This window comes from Acetivibrio cellulolyticus CD2, assembly GCF_000179595.2.
Lineage (GTDB): Bacteria > Bacillota > Clostridia > Acetivibrionales > Acetivibrionaceae > Acetivibrio > Acetivibrio cellulolyticus.
In genome coordinates, this window is the sequence record NZ_JH556653.1 from 1940392 (window position 1) to 1961528 (window position 21137).

Consider the following 21137-nt stretch of genomic DNA (forward strand, 5'->3'; position numbering starts at 1 on the left):
TTATAATGGTAAATTGCATTTATGCATCTTATGTAATTATATAACTGAAAAATATTCTTTATATATTTCTTCTATTCATTAGGAATTCCGCAAACAGAAAATCAGTTTCATCATCAATATCTATTGAACTTGTTCTATCCATTAAATATGGTACTGAACATGGAGATTGAAACCCTTTATTTTCAATGAATCTATTCAAACTTGATATGTAGATACCTCCATTTATTCTATACATTTGGGGAAAATCCTGCCTTTTTTTAAACTTTTCTTTATCATAATCTAAAAAATCCTTAAGAAAGTTGTTTGAATCTGTCGTTTTTAGCCAAAAAGGAGGATGTTCTTCTTTACATACAGAAATAAGAGAATCTGCTTTACTTTCATTTTTAAGAAAAATTTCAAATGCCTCATCAATATGCGCAACGCTTCTCAATGGTGATGTGCACTGCAATAATACTATATAATCTGGTTTGTAACCTGAGTCTTTTTCCAGACTATTTAAAACATGAAATATTACATCTGCTGTTGTAGAATTATCCTGCGCAAGGTCCATAGGTCTTTTTATAAGTTCAGCTCCAGATTTTAAAGTTATATCCCCAATTTGATCATCCTCAGTCGATACAACAGTCCGTGTAATATACCTGGATTTAAGACTTTCTTCAATTGTCCAGCTTATAAGGTGCTTTCCGCTAATTATTCTAATGTTTTTACCCGGCAAGCCTTTCGAACCCCCACGTGCTGGTATTATCGATAAAACCTGATTAGCATTCAAATTATCACCTTGATTCTATACTTTTTATAAAAAGTTGTATATCAGAAAATTAAATTTACATAAATTCTATCATGTATAAAGAATTTTTTCACAAGTATTTATTGCCTTAGAAGTAACAAACTGCCACAAACCAAATCATATTCCGTCATAAGTGTGGTAACAATCCCTGCATAAAGGAAGTTTTTCCATACCCATTTCATCAAGCATCTTACGATAGTTGTTCATTTTATCACAATGCCATGCTTCCCTTAGGCTCATACTCTTAACATTACCCAGAATCATATAGTTATCATGATCTGCACAGCAGGCCGTAATATCACCGTTCCAATTTACCGATATCTTTTGATATACTTCTGTACATGGTGAATATATCTTTTTTACAGTCTCCCTTGGAAGATATTGTGCAATTTTATCATGATAGTCATCCTTATCAACCATAGCAAAATAAGTTTTTCCAACTCCAACAGAATCAACAATTGCTTCCCAAAATTCTACAAACTCGTTAACTTTCTCATCTGGCTCATCAGTAACCGTTGAAGAAATATGAACGAAAGGTATTTCTTTTCCATGTAATCTTCTTATTTCCATCAAGTTTTTAATATTATTTACCAATAAATCATATTTATTGTTGTTTCTCATATCTTCATACCCTTCTTTATCTGCACCCTGCATGGATATTATCAAGCTGTCAATGCCGAGGTTTACAAGTTTTTCGGCCCGTTCACTGTTTAAGAGAAGTCCATTCGTTGTCATATGCAGAAGTACACCCTTTTCTTTTGTATATGAAATAAAGTCAAATATTTGTGGGTGGAGAAAGTGTTCCCCCCACCTTATCAATCTTATAGCACTCCCATATTTAGCGCACTCATCCACAACATTTTTGTACACTTCGAGACTCATATTACCACATTCTCTTTTCATTACATTCCTCGAACACATTTTACACATAAGGTTGCAGTGATTGGTTGGCTCCACATCTACCATAAATGGGAATTCACTTAACGGCAGCTTGTTGGCATTAGAATACTTTTCGCTTCTATATATTTTTGCAAATTCGTTAACCAGTTGTTTTTTCATATCCGGCATCCCTTTCTAAAATTGTTTTCCATCCGTCTAGAACCTTTATCATTTCATATTCCAGTGTATCCGCTACAAAAATATAATCTACATTTTCAAAAGCATCCATCATAGAACTGATATAAGGAAAAACATCTGTAATCTGTACATTATGATTCTGCTTTTGGATCTCAAGCTCTTGGATAATATACTGAAGATTATCTAAGTACGCACCTATTGAGGAATTGACAGAATTATAATTTCTTTCATATATATTATTTACAATTTCATCAGACATAAAAATCAACTTATTAATATGCTCTGCTAAATTTTCAAGTTTCTCTTTGGAACGAGCTTCATTGTGCATTTTGATTTCCCACCTTTACTTGATCTTCTGCTTTTTGCCTTTCAAGAATACTATAGATATAATTGATATTATCGAGAATAAACCCATATTGTTTTTGAAGTCCATCCATAAGTATCCACCTCTTTTTCTCTTTGTCCTCCTCTACTTCTGCAAGTCTTTCATTTGCGTTTTTTAGAGAAATAAGAAACAGTCTGGCTATTGGTGTAAGAAGGTTTATGAAACAATCATATCTTTCCAGTCTTTTTGTAATACTTTCGACCTTTTTCCATTTCTTAACGTCAAACATCTTTTTATTTACCATTTCGTTCATAATTTTAAGCCTAAGTATTCCCAATTTTCTCATTGCTTTTATTTCCTCTGAAAGCTTCAGCATAAAACTGTCAACCTTTGGTGCAAATTCTAAAGCTCTGCCTTTTTCATTTTCATAAACCCCTCCAAGGAGTCCTTCTATGTCATATTCATTCTTACAGTACTTATCTATAGCATCTGACAAATTCATATTCGGAACTCCATCAATAGGTATTCCACCTTCAGTGCAATTAATAACCTCCACATTCTCAGTCGTTTTTAAATAGTCCTCAAAATATATTTTGATAGAGAGCATGGGTTGATCTGTATAGATATCATTACCATTAATATCTTTCATTAATATATTGTCACTTTTCTTAGAATTTGTAGCCCTGTCGCGTATTGTTTTATCCCATTTATCTTTTAATACTGCCCCATCAGCGTATACCTCCATGCCAGTAAAGCCAAGATCTTGTCCTATCAAAATAATTGGACTGCACCCCCATATCCTTGCTATATCAAGTGCAGAATTTGAAACCGATGCTCCCGAACACGTTCCTAGAGAATTAATACCAACCTTTTCTTCAAACCATTTTACATATGTTGAAGATGCAGTTCTATAATAAAGCTTCGGCCCTTTATAGCTCTTGACTGCCTTATAATACATTGGCACAGTATACAAGAAGTATATATCTTTTGACTTTACACTTCCAAATATTTTATATTGATCTTCCCCAGGATCCACCCCTGCCATTATATGGGGCTTAATACCCCTACTTTCAAGAATATTTATCGCAGAACCACAGGAAATAATCAAAGCTTTATCATAGACTCCCTTCAGCAATTCAATATTTTTCTTTAGAGAAGGTCCAGCAGAAACGATAATTGCCGGTATACCTTTGAAATTGTCCTTATATTTATCATAAAAAACACTCTCAGGAATTTCCCTAATATTTTCACAAAAATTCTCATACCACTCTTTTTTGAATACAAAAAGTGTATTGACATTAATATTGAAAATCTTTAAATACTTTATATACTGCTTTTTAAACTCTATCCACCAATCACCATAAAGGCTGTCATAGGAAACAAGCTCTGCAAACTCAATACAATCTACCTGCCCAGAGGACCTAAGTCCCATAACAAGTTTTACAATATTCTCTATTTCATCTCCTATTACAAATAAAATATTTTGGCTCTCTATGATATTTACTATATCCCTGTTGCGAAGCAATAACAAAAATATAGATGGGTCAGGCTCTATAATTATTTTGTTCTTGTGCGGGTACTCCTTTACAATTCTATCCAGATGATATCCTACTCCTGCACCAAGAATAATTATAGTGTCTGCAACCTTCACATTCAGGGTCTTTATCCATCTGTCAGCTTCCTTGAAGGGGTCATAATTGCTATGTAAATAGACTTTTCTTGAGTTACGGCTAACCCTGAAGTTCAGCATCCCATTCCTGGTTTTTTCTAATTCAATATGTTCGTATGACATTTTTTCATTTGAGTTGTATTGTTCCAAGTTTCCTGCTAGATCCGGCCATTTTTTTCTTATCGCATCTATATTATTTTGAAATATGGAGTTCATATTAATCCCCTTCTTCTTAATAAATTAATGTAATCAATTACTATTTCGGATAAAAATTAAAATACTTAATAGACTTAAATTCTTCATATATGGAAAACATAGCAATAAAAATTCTCTGGATTATTTAAGCATACTCGATTTTAAGGGGTTTTCTTCACAAAATTCCAAAATAAAAAAGCCAGCAGCATCGAGCCACTGGCTTTTCAATGTAATATATTTTATTGTAATAGCTGCAATACCCCTTGTGGTGCCTGATTTGCCTGTGCCAACATAGCGGTTGCTGCCTGATTTAATATGTTATTCTTTGTATATGACATCATTTCCTGTGCCATATCTACGTCTCTTATTCTGGATTCTGATGCCTGCAAGTTTTCGGCTGCTGTATCCAAGTTGTTGATTGTATGCTCAAGCCTGTTTTGTTTGGCCCCTAGTTTTGCTCTCTGTGTCGATACTGTATTTATTGCTGTGTTAATAATAGAGACTGAAGATTGTGCAGCTGCTGTAGTATCAACAGCAATGGCAGCATCTACAACTGACAGTGCATCTGCATCCATTGACCCGATAGAGAAGCTCAAGTTTTCCCCAGCATTGGCACCTATCTGGACAACTCCACTAAATGTTCCATCCAAAAGAGTCTGAGTATTAAACTGAGTCTTTTGTGCTATTCTTGTAATTTCTCCTGAAAGATCATCAAGTTCTGTTTCTATTGCATCTCTATCAGCGGTAACATTTGTATCATTTGAAGCCTGTACTGAAAGTTCTCTCATTCTTTGAAGTATTGAGTGTGTTTCGGAAAGTGCACCTTCAGCTGTCTGTATCAGAGAAATACCGTCCTGAGCATTTCTTGATGCCTGCTGCAAACCTCTTATCTGTCCTCTCATCTTTTCAGAAATTGACAGACCTGCTGCATCGTCTCCAGCTTTGTTTATCCTATAACCTGATGATAACTTTTCAAGTGATTTTTCCTGTGCGGCAGAATTCGTTTTTAACTGTCTGTGGGCGTTATACGCCATCATATTGTTATTAATTCTCATATATTTCTCCTCCTTGATTCCAATAACCCATCCATGAAACTAAACTCTTGTTGAAATTAATTTATTAAGAGTTAAGATTATTATTGTAACAACTGGAGTACCCCTTGTGGCGCCTGGTTTGCCTGAGCTAACATTGCGGTTGCTGCCTGATTTAATATGTTATTCTTTGTATAGGACATCATTTCCTGCGCCATGTCTACGTCTCTAATTCTGGATTCTGATGCCTGCAAGTTTTCAGCTGCTGTATCCAGGTTGTTGATGGTATGCTCAAGCCTGTTCTGTTTGGCTCCCAGTTTTGCTCTCTGTGTCGATACTGTGTTTATAGCCGAGTTTATTACAGATATTGATGATTGTGCATTTGCAGTTGTATCTACTGCGATATCTGCATCAAGTACACCAAGAGCTGATGCAGTCATTGATGCAATTGAGAAGTTCAAATTTTCTCCGGCATTGGCTCCTATCTGGATAACTCCACTAAAAGAACCATCGATCAGCTTCTGTGTGTTAAACTGTGTCTTGTCCGCTATCCTCGTAACTTCTTCCGCAAGATCATCTAATTCTGTTTCAATTGCAGTTCTGTCATTAGTTACATTGGTATCATTTGATGCCTGTACCGCAAGTTCTCTCATTCTTTGAAGTATTGAATGGGTTTCCGAAAGAGCACCTTCAGCTGTCTGTATCAGAGAAATACCGTCCTGGGCATTTCTTGATGACTGCTGCAAACCTCTTATCTGTCCTCTCATCTTTTCAGAAATTGATAACCCTGCTGCATCGTCTCCAGCTCTGTTTATCCTGTAACCTGATGACAATTTTTCAAGTGATTTTTCCTGTGCAGCTGAATTGGTTTTTAACTGCCTGTGGGCGTTATACGCCATCATATTGTTATTAATTCTCATATAATTCTCCTCCTTGATTTGTAATCCATCCGTGAATTAAACTACCTATTAAAGTTAGTTTACTTAACGTTAACCCTATTATTGTAACAACTGCAGTACACCTTGTGGTGCCTGGTTTGCCTGAGCTAACATAGCGGTTGCTGCCTGGTTTAATATGTTATTCTTTGTATAGCTCATCATTTCCTGTGCCATGTCTACGTCTCTAATTCTGGATTCTGATGCCTGCAAATTTTCAGCTGCTGTATCCAGGTTGTTAATGGTATGCTCAAGCCTGTTCTGTTTAGCTCCTAGTTTTGCCCTCTGATCCGACACTACGTTGATAGCTGAGTTTATTAAAGATATTGAGGCTTGTGCATCAGCAGTAGTACCAACAGAAATGGCTCCTGTGCTTACTGTTAGCGCTGAAGTAGCCATAGCGGCAATAGAAAACGTCAGAACTTCACTGGCATTGGCACCTATCTGTATAGTTTTATTCTCAAAGCCACCACTTAAAAGGTTCTGCGTATTGAACTGTGTCTTTGAAGCTATTCTGTCTATTTCACTTATCAAGTCATCAAGCTCTGTCTTTATTGCAGTTCTGTCGTTTGCAACATTGGTATCATTTGAAGCTTGTACTGATAGTTCTCTCATTCTTTGAAGTATTGAGTGCGTTTCAGCAAGTGCACCTTCAGCTGTCTGTATCAGAGAAATACCATCCTGAGCATTTCTTGATGACTGCTGCAAACCTCTAATCTGACCTCTCATCTTTTCAGAAATCGACAGACCTGCTGCATCGTCTCCAGCCCTGTTTATCCTGTAGCCTGAAGACAATTTTTCAAGTGATTTTTCCTGTGCCGCTGAATTCGTTTTTAACTGCCTGTGGGCGTTATACGCCATCATGTTGTTATTAATTCTCATATAGTTCTCCTCCTTGATTTTTTTAGGGATTCCATTCCCAGATCGTTTTTACTATGAGGCCGCTTATTGAAAGATGACTACACCTCCTTTCTAATAAAGCTCACAATACATTGCCTTTGTATTGTTTAAAAGAATAAGGTAATAATCTCCTTCATTTTATATATCGATAAATAAGGATGAAAACTTTAGTGTTTTTATAAATGATATGATGATAAAAGAAAGAAAAAAATTATTAAAAAAGTAAATTTCGCATAACAAAAAAAGTGATCATAATAACCACTTTTTCTAAATATACTAAAAATCTGCCTGTTCCAGCTATTTAAGCAAGTCCTTCAAATCTATCGACTTTACATCCGCAGCCTTTTTGTTCTCAGCCTGAATTTCCAAGAATATTTCTTTTCTGTAAATAGAAACACTCTTAGGTGCGTTAATACCAATACGCACTTGATCCCCTTGAACATCAACAATGGTAATCTCAATATTGTCATTCAATACTATAGTCTCATTTCTCTTTCTTGTCAGAACCAGCACCTATATTTACCTCCTGTCTGCGGAGTTCTTCTATAATATAGTGTCTCACACTATACATATCTGTGTCAAGGACAACCTGCATACCATAATTATTTTTTGTATTTATAACTACAGGAGCCTTTAAATTCATAGTCATTTTAGATAGTTCTTCCGGTACAACAACAATTGAAAGTACCATTACTTCTTCGGCACTTTCAATATTAAGGTTGCTAATTGCCTCATCAGGAATCTCAATATCATAATCTCTTACAACCTCGAAAGGATTAACGACGGCAAAAGCAAGCTGTCCATTATCAACACTTTGGAGCCATTTGAAAGGTGATGTCTCGTCTCCGTTGTACAATACTATATAACGCTTAGTATCCTCAAACCCTGGTATTCCTTCTTTAAAGTTTATTATTTTTTTCTCATCAATTTCTATTTCTCCAAAGTGCTTAGTATTAAGAAGCATTTGATCTCCTCCATTATATTTACAATTTATACATAAGTGTTGATTTTATTCTCATTATTATAGTCGAATTTAATTGATGCATATTGGGATAAAAATACTTTTACCTGGCTGGGAGAATAGTTAATATTAATTTCTGGGGGTGTATAAGTACCATCTACACCATTATTAACACCTTCTGAATTCTTTTCAGGATCAAAATTAACATCCCCCTTAACAGTAATTTTCGGTCCAACTTTAGGGATAAAGTCAATATTGTATTCATGAATTGTATAAAAGTCCCTTTTCGAAAGCTCTGCAATCATATTAGCCCCATTTTCAATAGAAGCAAGAGCATTTCCATCGGACACTAGTTTGCCTATGTATGCAAGAGCCTTCTGGTTGCCTTTTTGTGCTGCTTCTTTTATAATATCTCTGTCATTCTTCAACCCAGCACTTGCAAAAGACTCATATTGGTCAATTTCAACCTGCGGCATTTCTATATCCATATTTACTTTTGCCTGTTTTTGCCTAAGCTCCAACCGTGCATTTCGAGCTTCAATTTGGAGGTTGGACTGGCTTCTGTCCACACCAATTTTAGCATAAGTTTGAGTTATAATAAGGGCCATTTTGGTCACCTACCCAAAACCTATTTTTTACTTACTTTAGGAAGTCAACCAGCGAAGTTTGTATAATTTTGGCGCCTCCTGACAATGATGCTTTGTATACATTTTCTTCACTTTTTAGAAGCATAATGTTTTCAGCTTGGTCTACATCCTCATTTTCACTCATAAGCTTTGTAAAGTTAATCTCATCATTATCCAGCCTGTTACTGGTCAGTTCAAGCCTGTTATATCTAGCACCAACACCCGCTCTAATCCTGAGCAGGTTATTAATATTATTATCAAGGTCTGTTATTGAATTACCTATCAACTCATGATTTCCTGAGTTAAGCGATGAAATATATTTATCAAAAGTCTGAACCAACTGACCTGTTGAACCTGTAGTTGCAACTCCTCCGGCATTAAAAAGGTCGCCACCCGTTACATTTATATTTATATTGTCACTGACACCAATCTCATAGATTATGGACTCAGTATTGTCAACATCAATCGCAAAAGTTCCATCATCATTTATTAGTTTGGTATCTGTTTTAAAGCCTGAAAACACATACCTTCCTGCATAAGTTGAGTTTCCTACCTGGATTAGCTGATTTCTAAGCTGTGCTACTTCCTGCTCTATTTTCTGGGTATCATCTTTAGTTGCAGAACTACTGCTACCCTGTACAGCCAATTCTCTCGCCCTTTGAAGTATATCACCTACATTTGTAAGCGCCGATTCAGTTATTTCCAACCAGGACATAGCATCATTCACGTTCGTTTTGTGTTGTTTTATCTGTGATACATCAGTACGAAGCTTTAACGCTCTTGCTGCTACAACTGGATCATCAGATGGTACTGTTATCTTCTTACCCGTTGCCAGCTTCTCCTGATACTTGTCCATTCTAGTCAGATTGCTTCCTATATTGTTAATCATGTTATTTACTAGCATATTGTTGGTGATCCTCATATTACCCCTCCATACATTGTACAGTAAGCCTATTCCTTAGGAATGCTGACAATATAACTTCGGCTATAATTTCACTTCAGGCCTTATTTGACCCAAATAGGCCACGTGAAAAATCCGAAGTAATATTTCAGCTATTCCTTACTACATTCCTACCCTGTTAATAAGTATATCGTATATTTCTGCCATTGTATTAACCATTTGTGCAGCTGCGCTATATGCTTGCTGTTGTTTAACGAGATTGGACATTTCTTCATCAATAGATACTCCGGAGTCAGACGATCTACGGTTTTCAATCTGTTCAACAATAGCTTCCTGATTTGAGGCAATTCTTATAGCCTGCTGTGAGTCTATTCCCAATGTAGTTACTATAGATTTCATGAAATCCTCAGGAGCTCCTTCTGAAAACATATGCGAATTAGTTCTCATTTCTATAAGTTTATTTATGTTTACTATATTGCCTTCTTCGTCAAGATTATCAGAAGTAGCTATTTTATTGGAATCCTCTAATATATCCCTGCTAACCGCAAAGTTTTTAGCGGTTATATTTTTGTACCTGTCTACTACACCTGAAATTGTTGTCTTTCCATTAATAAAATCGGTACTGCTTAGAGCATTTTTACCTTCTCCAAGCATGGTAAAGAACCTTGTACCCAGGGATGATGCAGAGCCAAGACCATATCCGTCTGCATGTCCTAACCCATCTTCTCCCGCTTCTATTGTTCCACTAGTGTCGTTGTCAATATATCCTTCATTAAATGCCATTGCAAAGGTTTGTACAAATTCATTCAACTTTTTTATATAAGTAGGTATTCCACTATACATCGGGCTTCCGTTATCTCCGTCATTTCCATCTCTTATGTCTATATACCCTTTTAGTTCTCCGCCCCTTATTGCGAGGTTGTTTCCATCTTCCCAGCCAACATCGTAAAGGTTCGGAACATCCTCTTCAGGGTTTAATTTTGTACCTCTTTGCTTAACAGCCAATTTACTGAGGTCAAAGTGGTCAATAAACGCTTTTCCGCTTATCGTTATTACAAGTCTTTTATCGTCCTTGCCGCTCGGAAGTTTTCCTGCTACCACTTCATTTGCTTCGATATTTACTAGTTTTGAAAGCTTATCTACAAGTACAGTCCTTTGATCCCTTAGATCATTAGCAGTATTTCCATCCAGCTCGGCACTGTATATCTGCCTGTTCAACTGCTGAATCTGGGTACCAATGGAGTTAATTTCAGTTACTGCTGTTTCAATTCTATCGTTTACATCTATTTGCAATTCTTCAAAATGTGTTGCCAAACTATTAAAATACTTGGCTACAGTAACCCCACGTTCACTTACAAGGGTTCTAACTGCCTCACTAGATGGATCCTTGGCAAGTTCCTGAAGTGAACTAAAAAATTCATCCAATATCGTATTAAACCCGCTGTCTGAAGGCTCATTAAACGTAACCTCCATATCGGCTAACATAGCCTCTTTTGCATTCCACTCTCCGTAGGATACATTTTCACTCCAGTACTTAAAGTCAAGGTATTCATCTCTAACCCTCTCAATAGCTTTAACATCAGAACCTGTTCCAACCATACCTGTTCCGTCATATATCGCCATAGGTTTTGCCGCAGTCTGCACTGCTTGCTGCCTGGAATACCCTGGAGTATTTACGTTATTAATATTGTTATTTATAACGTCAAGATTTCTCTGGGCTGTATAAAGTCCTCTAACTGCAACATTAAATCCAAAAAAGCTCTCTCTCACAGTTTATCACCTACCCGCTAATCCCATTCTCGAAATTATTGTATCCAGCATTTCATCCACTATACTAATAGCCCTTGATGAGGCACTATATGCAAACTTATACTTCATCATATTTGACATTTCTTCATCCATAGATACACCCATTATAGACTGCCTTTGGGAGTTAGCTGAATCCACCAGTTTCTGCTGACTCTCAGTTATGCCCTCTGCCTCAGATCCGCCGTTTCCAACACTAAGAATTATAGACTGGTAATAGTCATCAGTACTCAATATACCTTTTAAATCCTGCAAGCAGTCAGTCCCTCTTATATTTGCAATTGCAAGCGCAATAGTATTATCTCCGCTTGCTCCACTTTCAGAAGCAACTATATTGTTTAAGCTCGAAAGATTATCATTTAGCTTAATATTTCCCATACCTATAGGATAAGCCGAATTAATTGCTACAAAGAAGTCCTCCCCATTGGTTGGTGGATTCCCAAGAGTTTTACCACTTGAATGCAGATAATTTACTTCCCTTGCCAAAATGTTAATAAGTGCATTCATTCTTTTTCTTAAATCCGGCATGATATTCAATGAATCCTTTACAACACTTATACCCTCATTAACGTCACTATTTATATTATCGTTTATATTTGTCATCAGTTCTTCATAGTCTGCCGAATTTATATCATACAGTTTTCCCAAAGTACCATCAGAAATTACGTTCCAGCCTATTGTCTCCCCTGCTGCACCAGTTGAATAATAACTTGTGTCTGTAACGACAGATGTTGTTATGCCCTTATTCTTCAATGTAGTTGCATAGGCATCGGCACTTGATGTTGTTATAACTGACCCTGCTCCGGAATCTCCATCAATGCTTTCCCCCGAGAAAACAACAGCATATTTGTTAGCTCCTGATCTGAAATCAGTTATCCCATCCAACTCTGCTACAACATCTCCAAAATTATTTCCAGTATCAGCTGTAGATGTTAATGATGCCACAGCTGCTTGGAATGCTGTGGTATTACCGCCATAGTTTACATTGGAATTTACATTGCTTCCATAGGTTATTAGGCGAAGATTATAGTCTATACCTCTTCTCTTTAAATCCTCTATGTATTGAGCGATTGAACTCTGAACATTCGTAAGGTTTGTTGCACTTGAATCCGATACATCCACTACAAAGCTTATATCCGCCTTAGTATTGGGACAACCGTTTTCTTCACTTCCAACAGCACCAAAAACTTGGCCTCTTGACTCCATTAAGCCCTTTAATATTCCGCTTCTTATAGGCACCTCAATATCCTTTCCAGCGAGCTTTGGTACAAAAAATAAGCCCGAGTTCTCATTTTCTTCCGCAACCAGATTTGTCTGAACTCCTTTTGAGACCAGAAAGTATCCTCCAAGTGTTATATCAAGCTGTCCGTCCTGCATCTCAGTAACATCAACATTTGCGAGCTCAGATAACCTGTCTACAAGGGAATTTCTCTGATCCCGGTAATCATTTGCTGTATCCTCAGATATTTCAACTTTTAATATCTCAAGGTTTAATTTTGCTATTTGGCCGGTAATACTATTTACTTCATCTATCCTGACACTAAATTCAGAGTTAAGATCCTCCTGCAGCTTATCCAGCTGAGACCCTACATGGTTTACCTGTTCTACAAGAGCCTCTCCTCTTTGGGCTACCAGTGCTCTTACAGTCAAGCTATCAGGCTCTTTTGACAGTTCCTGCCACGAATCCCAAAATTGGTTCATAACTTCTTGAAGTCCTGAATCCATGGGATCACCAAGAATGGATTGTATATCCTGAAAGGTCTTATCCCTTGTTTTCCAATAACCTAAAGTTGTACTTTCCCTCCTGTAAATACTGTCCAGAAATTGGTGCCTTATTTGCCTTATTTGTTCAATGTCAGCACCCAGACCAAGCTGGTATGTATTTTCATTCTGCATAGGTCCTGAAGATATAATTGCCTGCTGTCTCACATAACCCGCTGTATTGACATTGGCAATATTGTGCCCTGTTACACTCAGAGCACGTTCGTTTACAGTCATCCCCGATCTTGCTATTTCAAAACTGGCAAAGCCTACTGACATATTACCGCCTCCAGATAAGGAAAACTAGAATACTGCGCACGTGTCAAATTTATAGTTTTACGTCAAAATAACTTCTTTTCTTAGCTTCATTAGACATCCCTGTATTGCCATAATTGTTATCTGCTGCTGGTGCACTTGATATAATATTTATTGAAAAATTTATATATTCGATTGAATTTTTAATAAGCTTTGAGTTTAACTCATTGTTCTCCTTAATTTCCTTTATCGTGTTTAGCAGGTTGGTTTTATAGGATTCAAGCCTGCGAGCCTGATTAGCATCTAGATGTTTAAGCAGTTCTGTAATTGTTATTTTCGAGGGATTTACGTTTACCTCAGCAGATAGATCATTTACAAGTTTTTCCCTCGAAGCCTCGAGTTTACCCATATTTAGAATAAGTGATTGCTCAAGTTTCGTAATATTGTCAAGTTCATTTACCTTGCCCTTTATAATAACATCAGTTTTATTTTGGGATATCTTCAAAAGATCCTCATAAATTCCAGCTTCATAGTCAAGTATATCCATCAACTCATTTATTTTCTGGCTGTTCATAAAATTTCCACCCCGGCTCTAATAAATTTTTTGCGGGAAAACATGGGATAAAACCATGTCAACCCGCAAATAATCAACGCCTAAACCTTCTTTTCCGTAACAGACTTCAGAATCTTATCAGCTATGTCTGTTTCTTTAACCTCGTACTGGCCTGCTTCGTATTTGTCTTTCAAGCTGTCTACTTTATCATTTCTTATGTCTGGTGTGTCCTTTAGTGCTTTCATTACCGTTTGGTAATCTTTAGCTACATTTGATATTGAGACAATATCTTTTTTCGAGGCTACATTACTTGTTTTGTCAACTTTTCCTGCGCTCTTTTGTTTGTTGTAAACCCCAGAGACTTTTGGGATTTCCCCCCAAATCTTCATACCTACCACTCACTTTCAAAAAATTTTTATATATTAACACTTGCAGTATTAACTTTATCATTAGTTTTTCCAATTCTTACTCTCATTAATAATATCGTCATCCCTAAAAATTAATTAACATTTTTTTAAATAAAATCTTAGATATATTTACCATATTTGAAAATAGGATATTTTTTTCTCAAATTCCCCAATAAAAATATCTATGACGTTGCGTCATAGATATCTTATAACGTTGTTTAGACTTTATGCAACACAATTAAATATATTTCCCAAAATGTAATACAGCAGCCCACTACTAGTCATTTTTGTTAAGGTATCTCATCCCATTTGTCCTTTTTGATGCCACTTCTTCAGTCTTGGGCATAGATTTATTCATTTGATCTGCTGTTGATTTTATATCATTGGTAACCTCTTTTGAGCACTCATTACAAAACCGTCCTGTAGTTATGGACTTACCACATCTCTCGCACTCTAAAATCATATTACCTTCACTACCAACTATCTCCAAACGTCCTTCCTTAAGATACACTTTTATTTGCTGGACGCTAATCTCCAGCTCTTTTGACACATCAAACAGTGACGATCTCGGATGATCGTACAGGTACTCCTTTACCTTTTTAAAGTTTACCTCATCCAGCTGCTTGCAATCCTGACATATTGGAGCGCCACCAATATAATTGAATATTTTATTGCACCTTTTACAATTTCTTACATCCGGCATAAAAATACCTCCTGGCCTTAATATTAAAACTTTCTTCCTGTAGCTACAACAGCTGCTGTAATTTTACTGGCTCCGGCATTTTTCAAAACCTTACAGCACTCATTCAACGTTGTTCCAGTTGTCAGAATATCATCTAATATAAGTATAGATTTGCCATCTACTGCGTTCACATTAGTTACTCGAAAAGCATCTTTTACATTTTGCAATCTTTCGGATCGGTTTAGAAGACTCTGGCTGTCAGTATTTTTTGTCCTGACAAGTAAGCTTTTGCTTACTTCAATCCCGAGTAATTTACCTAACTGTTTTGATATTAGATGTGACTGATTATATCCCCTTTTATGCTCCTTCTTACAGTGAAGTGGTACACTTATTATTATATCAACTTTTTCCCATTCTGCCATTTCGCTTATTTTGTTATACAACATCTGCGCAAAAGTCCTGTGGTAAGAAGGCTTATTAAAGAACTTATACCTTATCAGAGCTTCTTTTATAACGCCTGAATATTCACATATACATATAATATCGTCAAAATAGTTACTTGAATTAACAATCTTTAAATTGCCATTTTTCATGTAAGGAATCTTGGGACAACAATTCTCACAGATGTACATTTTAGCGCCACTACTCAATATCCTATTGCAAAATATGCATTTAGGAGGAAATATCAGATTAAGAATCCGCTCAAACACTAAACTTCACCCCTGGAGAGTACAATAAAAAATTTTGTATAAAACCTTTTTGAAAAATTAGACCTTGAAGCCTATCTTAAATGAATTATGTTGTGTATGCCTCAACATAACTAAAGGAAATGTAAAATAACCAAATTAATGCATCTTTAATTATACATCTTTGGATAAATAATGTCAAATTTAAAACAGGTCAAAAGTCCACTATTTCTAACAATCCAAAGACAAATTATATTTAATTACAACATAAAGCACTTTCTTAGCTTGTCTGCCAATCCCGAATTTCTATTTGTTTCTCTTTCGTTATTTATCATTACATCCAGGTAATCTTTGTTGCCTACTAGTATTACAAGATTCCTTGCCCTGGTAACTGCTGTATATAGGAGGTTTCTTGTCATAAGCACCTGAGGTCCAGGAAAAATTGGAACTATTACAACAGGAAATTCTGAACCTTGGCTTTTGTGTATAGTCACTGCAAAAGCAGGTTCCAACTCATCTAATATACTGAAATCATAATCTGCTGTCTTATCATCATCGAATGATACTACTATTTTTTGTTCCTCATCATCTATTTCCAGAATTATTCCGGTATCCCCATTGAAAACACCAGTACCTTCTGAGCCTTCAGCATCCTGCTTCTTCCACCGCAAGTTGTAATTATTCTTTATTTGCATTACTCTGTCACCTTCACGGAATAGAAAATCCCTAAAAAGCTTTTCCTTCTTGTTCTTGTCCTTCGGATTGAGTACTGCCTGCAGCTCAGTATTTAGATTTCCCACCCCTACCACCCCTTTCCTTACAGGGGTCAGCACCTGTATCTCTCTCATAGGTTCAAAGCCATAAGTGATCGGTATTCTCCTGACACAAAGGTCAACAATAGTTTTTACAATATCCTCTGCAGAATTTCTTGTCACAAAGAAAAAATCCTTTTCTTTATAGTTTAGAACAGGCTTTTCACCATTATTTATTTTATGCGCATTGACAATTATAAGGCTTTGTTCAGCCTGCCTAAATATTTCCTTGAGTTTCACAGTTTTAATCATTTCACTTTTTATTAAGTCCTGCAGGACCTTCCCTGGCCCAACTGAAGGAAGTTGATCCACATCACCCACCAGTATTAGTCTAGTACCAGGCTCAATAGCCTTAAGAAGGTGATTCATCAGCAGTATGTCTACCATTGACATCTCGTCAATAATGACAACGTCTCCATCTATTGGATTAGCCTCGTTCTTAGCAAATACAAGGTCATCTTCCTTACTGGTATAACCAATCTCCAAAAGCCTGTGAATAGTCTTTGCTTCAAAACCTGTAGCCTCAGTCATTCTCTTTGCTGCTCTTCCGGTAGGTGCTGCCAGCAAAACTTCATACCCCTCACTCGTCAACAGGTTTATGATACTTTTAATTATAGTTGTCTTTCCTGTTCCCGGCCCTCCCGTAATAATCAGCACACCACTAACCAATGCCTCTTTTACAGCGTCTTTCTGGTTTTGTGCAAGCACAATCCCCTCTCTCTTTTGTACTTCCAATATCTTCTCGTCAAAATCTCTTATATCACCTTTAAACTTCATACTTGAAAGCTCTGCAAGTTTTCTTGCAGCACCTACTTCTGAATTATACAGAGAGTTTAAATAAACTCTGCTGGAGGCATTATCTCTTTCTATATATATGGATTTATCCATCAATAAGCTGATTAAAGCATCATTAATGTTGTCTATTTCAACGTCCAATAGCTGCGATGTGTGCTCCTTCAATCTGGCATCTTCAACAAATGTATGTCCATCCATTGCAATATGGGATAAAACGTATTTAATTCCACTGCAAATTCGGAACTTTGATTTAGGGTCTATTCCCAGTCCCCTGGCAATCCTATCGGAAGTTTTAAAATTAATACCAATCTTTTCATCTGTAAGCTTGTAAGGGTTATTTCTTATCTCATTAATTGTACCCTCACCAAAAAGCTGGTATATTTTTGCACAATAGGTCGGGCTAATCCCATATTCCTGAAAAAACATAACTACATTACGAAGTTCTTTCTGTTCATAAAAAGCTTGTCCAATTCTCAAAGCCTTCTCGTGATTTATGCCCTTTATTTCCGATAATTTTTCAGGATGGAACTCTATGATGTTAATAGTATCTTCCCCAAACTTTTTAACAATCTTTTTTGCACTTGCCGGACCTACACCTTTTATAAGCCCTGAGGCAAGATATCTTTCCATTGCTTCAACCGTTTTAGGAAGCACCTTCTTGTAGAGCTCAACCTTAAGTTGTTCGCCGTAGTCAGGATGTGTTACCCAATTACCCGACACCTTAAGCATCTCTCCTACATTTACAAAGGGCATAAACCCGACTGCAGTTATGCTTTCATCATCACCTTTAAGCTCACATACAGTATAGCCGTTTATTTCATTTGTAAATATTATATCTTCAATAATTCCTTCAAAAGTGATCACAATACACACCTTATTCTTTGTAGATTGATTAAGTATTTTATTACATAAGTATATCTTATATATTTAATTTAGAAAAGAATAAGGAATTATATATTATGTATGCCAAATTTTACACCTTTCTTCCCAGGTGATCGACTCCTGTTTCCCGCTCTTCAGTCTCCTCAAAATATTTAAAAAGAGTTTCTTTCTCAGATTTCTTAAGAACCTGAAGACATTCATAATCTTTTTCTAATTTCCTTAAGATATCCATAGTATCATCCTTTGATCCCATGTCAAGTACAATAAGTCTACCTCCTGGCATTAGTTTTCGTATAAAGTCACGCGGAAGGATATTCCTCAATACCCCTTCAATTACATCCCCCTGATTTTTTACTATCAAAACCAGTTTTACCATAGAATTTTTATATTTCATTTTGTGTTTTATCGACATCATTAACCCATGCACCAACATAACGAAGCCATAAGCTGCAAATATACACATAACAATCTCAAAAATTGCTCTTGGCATATCAATCACCCCTAATTTCAGTCTATGAAATGCTCTACTATACTGTTACTGTTATTACTAATTTGAGGCAATTCACTCTATTAATATATATGAGTAGATTGATAATTTGATAGCCAAAAAATGTTTTATTGTACCTAGCAACTTTTTATTTAAGACATAAACTACTTGAAAGCCTTATTACATTTTATATCAGAAATATTATCATTTAACACCAAAAAAGGAAGCAGCTAAGCTGCTTCCCTGTTTCTTAAATTAAATTATATTTCTTTTGCTTCTCTTTTCAAAATTTCTGCCTTATCAGTCTTTTCCCATGGCAGATCAAGATCTGTTCTTCCAAAATGTCCATAAGCTGCTGTCTGCTTGTATATTGGCCTTCTTAAATTAAGGCTCTTGATAATTCCTGCAGGTCTTAGATCAAAATGCTTTTCTACAAGCTTCTCGATCTTTTCTTCAGATATTGCACCTGTTCCAAAAGTATCAACTCTCACTGATACCGGCCTTGCAACACCTATTGCATAGGCAAGCTGTACCTCACATTTATTTGCAAGTCCTGCTGCAACAACATTCTTAGCTACATATCTTGCTGCATAAGCTGCTGAACGGTCAACCTTTGTTGGATCCTTACCGGAGAAGGCTCCACCGCCGTGTCTTGCGTATCCTCCATAAGTATCAACAATTATTTTCCTACCTGTAAGCCCTGAATCTCCCTGAGGCCCTCCAACAACAAATCTGCCTGTAGGGTTGATAAAATATTTGGTCTTACTGTCAAGTAGGTTTGCAGGAATAACAGGCTTGATAACATGTTCAATTATATCTTTTTCTATAGTTTCATGATCAACCTCAGGTCCGTGCTGGGTAGAAATAACTACTGTTTCAATTCTAACAGGCTTGTCCCCATCGTATTCTACAGTAACCTGTGATTTTCCGTCAGGTCTTAAGTATTCCAAAGTTCCGTTTTTCCTAACTTCAGTCAGCTTCTTTGTAAGTCTGTGTGCAAGTGAAATAGGCATAGGCATTAATTCCTCAGTCTCATCACACGCATACCCAAACATCATACCCTGATCTCCTGCTCCAATTGCCTCTATCTGGGCATCTGTCATTTCACCCTGTTTAGCTTCAAGTGCTTTGTCAACACCCATAGCTATATCAGGAGACTGTTCATCAATTGAAGTTAAAACTGCACAAGTTTCTGAGTCAAAGCCATATTTTGCTCTATTATATCCAATCTCTCTGATAGTACTTCTAACAATTTTAGGTATGTCAATATAACATTGAGTAGTTATCTCACCTGCTACCAGAACAAGTCCGGTAGTAACTGATGTTTCACATGCAACTCTTGCCATAGGATCTTCTGAGTATATCGCATCTAAAACAGCATCAGAAATCTGATCACAAATTTTATCTGGATGTCCTTCAGTAACTGATTCTGAAGTAAATAATTTTTTTGCCATTTAAAAGTCCTCCTTAATAAATATTATTATATACAAAGTCCGTTTTTTTATTTTATTGAAAGTGAACATTTCTCCAAAATAAAAAAACCTCGTTCGATAAGAAGAGGGTATTTTTTACTCTCCTCATCTGTCAGGACATAAAAATCCTGTAGGAATTGGCACCGATACATTTAAGCCGGTTGCCGGGTTTCATAGGGCCCTTCCCTCCACCTCTCTTGATAAGGCAATTACTAATTATTTTGTTATTGTATAATTTATCATATACATTCTGTTTTGTCAATAAAATACAAAATTTTTTCAAATTATTTTATAATTCGCAAACCCCCGGATATTTCTTCTAAAGGTTCCGGCTTAAAACCATTTGTTACCGCAAAGAAACGTCCTTCAATTTCTTTAATAACAACTGTGCTAAAGCTTACAGTATCTTCACACAGCATACCTGTATAAATTTCTCTATCATTAACATCTTTATATCCTGAATACTTCCCCATCAAACTTAATACTCTCCTTTTTATTTCACAAATACAGCTTTATATTTATATCTTAAGAAAACTTAGGAATGACTAAAATAAGCAATTTGTAGTAATATTTCTTTGCACTTCTATGAATTCAATTTACTATAAACCTTGCCTCTAAATTTACTTGATTCAACAATATACCTTTCATGCTGACCTTCTCCAATTTTTTCAACAGCATCAAAAGCCTCTATCTTAAATGTTAGTTTTCTTCCTTCTACACCCACAAGTTCTGCTACTGCCCTGACTTTCATTCCAATAGGGGTTGCAGCCATGTGCTTTATATTAACAGCTGTGCCAACAGTAGTATAACCCTTCGGCAAGTGCAGAGATACCGCAGATAGCGCAGAACGCTCCATAAGGCTTATCATAGCAGGTGTTGCATACACGTCAAGGTCTCCGCTGCCCATTTCCACGGCAGAGCTCTTATTAAAAACTTCCATCTCAATTGACGCCGAAAGACCTACTTGCAAATTTATATTTTCCATACCTTTTTTATACCTCATATAATTATTCACATACAACTTTATAATTATAACAAAAAAGAATTCTGCAATAAAGAGTTATTTTAAGAATAATAATCTCAAAGCGCATTAACCTTACCCCGTTTTAGAGTATTTCCCATTTAAAAAGAG

22 protein-coding genes and 1 riboswitch are annotated in these 21137 nt (G+C 36.2%); all 22 genes read right to left on the minus strand.

Annotation, left to right across the window (positions count from 1 at the left end; translation table 11 throughout):
- Positions 1-58: 58 nt before the first annotated feature.
- On the minus strand, positions 59-769 hold the full coding sequence (locus ACECE_RS0210580) for an acylneuraminate cytidylyltransferase family protein (RefSeq protein ID WP_026073792.1): 711 nt from the start codon (positions 767-769) through the stop codon (positions 59-61).
- Positions 770-904: 135 nt separating this feature from the next.
- Complete coding sequence (locus ACECE_RS0210585) at positions 905-1846, minus strand: radical SAM protein (RefSeq protein WP_010681186.1); 942 nt, start codon at positions 1844-1846, stop codon at positions 905-907.
- Positions 1827-2192, minus strand: coding sequence for a hypothetical protein (locus ACECE_RS0210590; RefSeq protein WP_010681187.1), 366 nt, complete (start codon positions 2190-2192; stop codon positions 1827-1829). The genes ACECE_RS0210585 and ACECE_RS0210590 overlap by 20 nt, the downstream gene beginning before the upstream one ends.
- A complete protein-coding gene (locus tag ACECE_RS0210595) occupies positions 2182-4074 on the minus strand; it encodes a motility associated factor glycosyltransferase family protein (RefSeq protein WP_010681188.1) in 1893 nt (630 codons plus the stop codon). Before ACECE_RS0210595 ends, ACECE_RS0210590 begins: the two co-directional genes overlap by 11 nt.
- A gap of 218 nt (positions 4075-4292) precedes the next feature.
- Positions 4293-5108, minus strand: coding sequence for a flagellin N-terminal helical domain-containing protein (locus tag ACECE_RS0210600; RefSeq protein WP_010681189.1), 816 nt, complete (start codon positions 5106-5108; stop codon positions 4293-4295).
- An 80-nt stretch (positions 5109-5188) separates the two neighbouring features.
- Positions 5189-6004 (minus strand): flagellin N-terminal helical domain-containing protein, encoded by an 816-nt coding sequence (locus ACECE_RS0210605; protein ID WP_010681190.1) that lies wholly within the window; start codon positions 6002-6004, stop codon positions 5189-5191.
- A 78-nt stretch (positions 6005-6082) separates the two neighbouring features.
- A complete protein-coding gene (locus ACECE_RS0210610; protein ID WP_010681191.1) occupies positions 6083-6901 on the minus strand; it encodes a flagellin N-terminal helical domain-containing protein in 819 nt (272 codons plus the stop codon).
- Positions 6902-7216: 315 nt separating this feature from the next.
- Positions 7217-7432, minus strand: a complete 216-nt coding sequence (gene csrA / locus ACECE_RS0210615; protein ID WP_010681192.1) for a carbon storage regulator CsrA — start codon at positions 7430-7432, stop codon at positions 7217-7219.
- The gene (gene fliW, locus ACECE_RS0210620) at positions 7404-7883 is read right to left on the minus strand and encodes a flagellar assembly protein FliW (RefSeq protein ID WP_010681193.1); all 480 of its coding nucleotides are present in this window, start codon (positions 7881-7883) and stop codon (positions 7404-7406) included. The genes csrA and fliW overlap by 29 nt, the downstream gene beginning before the upstream one ends.
- A gap of 26 nt (positions 7884-7909) precedes the next feature.
- Positions 7910-8488 (minus strand): DUF6470 family protein, encoded by a 579-nt coding sequence (locus ACECE_RS0210625; RefSeq protein WP_010681194.1) that lies wholly within the window; start codon positions 8486-8488, stop codon positions 7910-7912.
- A 31-nt stretch (positions 8489-8519) separates the two neighbouring features.
- The gene (flgL, locus tag ACECE_RS0210630; RefSeq protein WP_010681195.1) at positions 8520-9428 is read right to left on the minus strand and encodes a flagellar hook-associated protein FlgL; all 909 of its coding nucleotides are present in this window, start codon (positions 9426-9428) and stop codon (positions 8520-8522) included.
- A gap of 141 nt (positions 9429-9569) precedes the next feature.
- Positions 9570-11177 (minus strand): flagellar hook-associated protein FlgK, encoded by a 1608-nt coding sequence (gene flgK, locus ACECE_RS0210635; RefSeq protein WP_010681196.1) that lies wholly within the window; start codon positions 11175-11177, stop codon positions 9570-9572.
- A gap of 6 nt (positions 11178-11183) precedes the next feature.
- Complete coding sequence (gene flgK / locus ACECE_RS0210640; protein WP_010681197.1) at positions 11184-13253, minus strand: flagellar hook-associated protein FlgK; 2070 nt, start codon at positions 13251-13253, stop codon at positions 11184-11186.
- A gap of 49 nt (positions 13254-13302) precedes the next feature.
- Positions 13303-13803, minus strand: coding sequence for a flagellar protein FlgN (locus ACECE_RS0210645; protein WP_010681198.1), 501 nt, complete (start codon positions 13801-13803; stop codon positions 13303-13305).
- Between the two features lie 80 nt (positions 13804-13883).
- The gene (flgM, locus tag ACECE_RS0210650; protein WP_010681199.1) at positions 13884-14171 is read right to left on the minus strand and encodes a flagellar biosynthesis anti-sigma factor FlgM; all 288 of its coding nucleotides are present in this window, start codon (positions 14169-14171) and stop codon (positions 13884-13886) included.
- A 295-nt stretch (positions 14172-14466) separates the two neighbouring features.
- The gene (locus tag ACECE_RS0210655; protein ID WP_010681200.1) at positions 14467-14892 is read right to left on the minus strand and encodes a MerR family transcriptional regulator; all 426 of its coding nucleotides are present in this window, start codon (positions 14890-14892) and stop codon (positions 14467-14469) included.
- A gap of 23 nt (positions 14893-14915) precedes the next feature.
- Positions 14916-15464 (minus strand): ComF family protein, encoded by a 549-nt coding sequence (locus ACECE_RS0210660; RefSeq protein WP_235715933.1) that lies wholly within the window; start codon positions 15462-15464, stop codon positions 14916-14918.
- A gap of 353 nt (positions 15465-15817) precedes the next feature.
- Positions 15818-18028 (minus strand): SF1B family DNA helicase RecD2, encoded by a 2211-nt coding sequence (gene recD2 / locus ACECE_RS0210665; protein WP_010681202.1) that lies wholly within the window; start codon positions 18026-18028, stop codon positions 15818-15820.
- A 109-nt stretch (positions 18029-18137) separates the two neighbouring features.
- Complete coding sequence (locus tag ACECE_RS0210670) at positions 18138-18536, minus strand: hypothetical protein (protein ID WP_010681203.1); 399 nt, start codon at positions 18534-18536, stop codon at positions 18138-18140.
- Positions 18537-18793: 257 nt separating this feature from the next.
- Positions 18794-19987 carry a methionine adenosyltransferase gene (gene metK, locus ACECE_RS0210675; protein WP_010681204.1) on the minus strand — a complete coding sequence of 398 codons (1194 nt, stop codon included), beginning with the start codon at positions 19985-19987 and terminating at the stop codon, positions 18794-18796.
- A 120-nt stretch (positions 19988-20107) separates the two neighbouring features.
- Positions 20108-20212, minus strand: a riboswitch (SAM riboswitch).
- A 77-nt stretch (positions 20213-20289) separates the two neighbouring features.
- Complete coding sequence (locus ACECE_RS0210680) at positions 20290-20478, minus strand: hypothetical protein (protein WP_010681205.1); 189 nt, start codon at positions 20476-20478, stop codon at positions 20290-20292.
- A 110-nt stretch (positions 20479-20588) separates the two neighbouring features.
- Positions 20589-20990: a thioesterase family protein gene (locus tag ACECE_RS0210685; protein ID WP_010681206.1), complete on the minus strand. Its 402-nt coding sequence runs from the start codon at positions 20988-20990 to the stop codon at positions 20589-20591.
- Between the last annotated feature and the right edge of the window lie 147 nt (positions 20991-21137).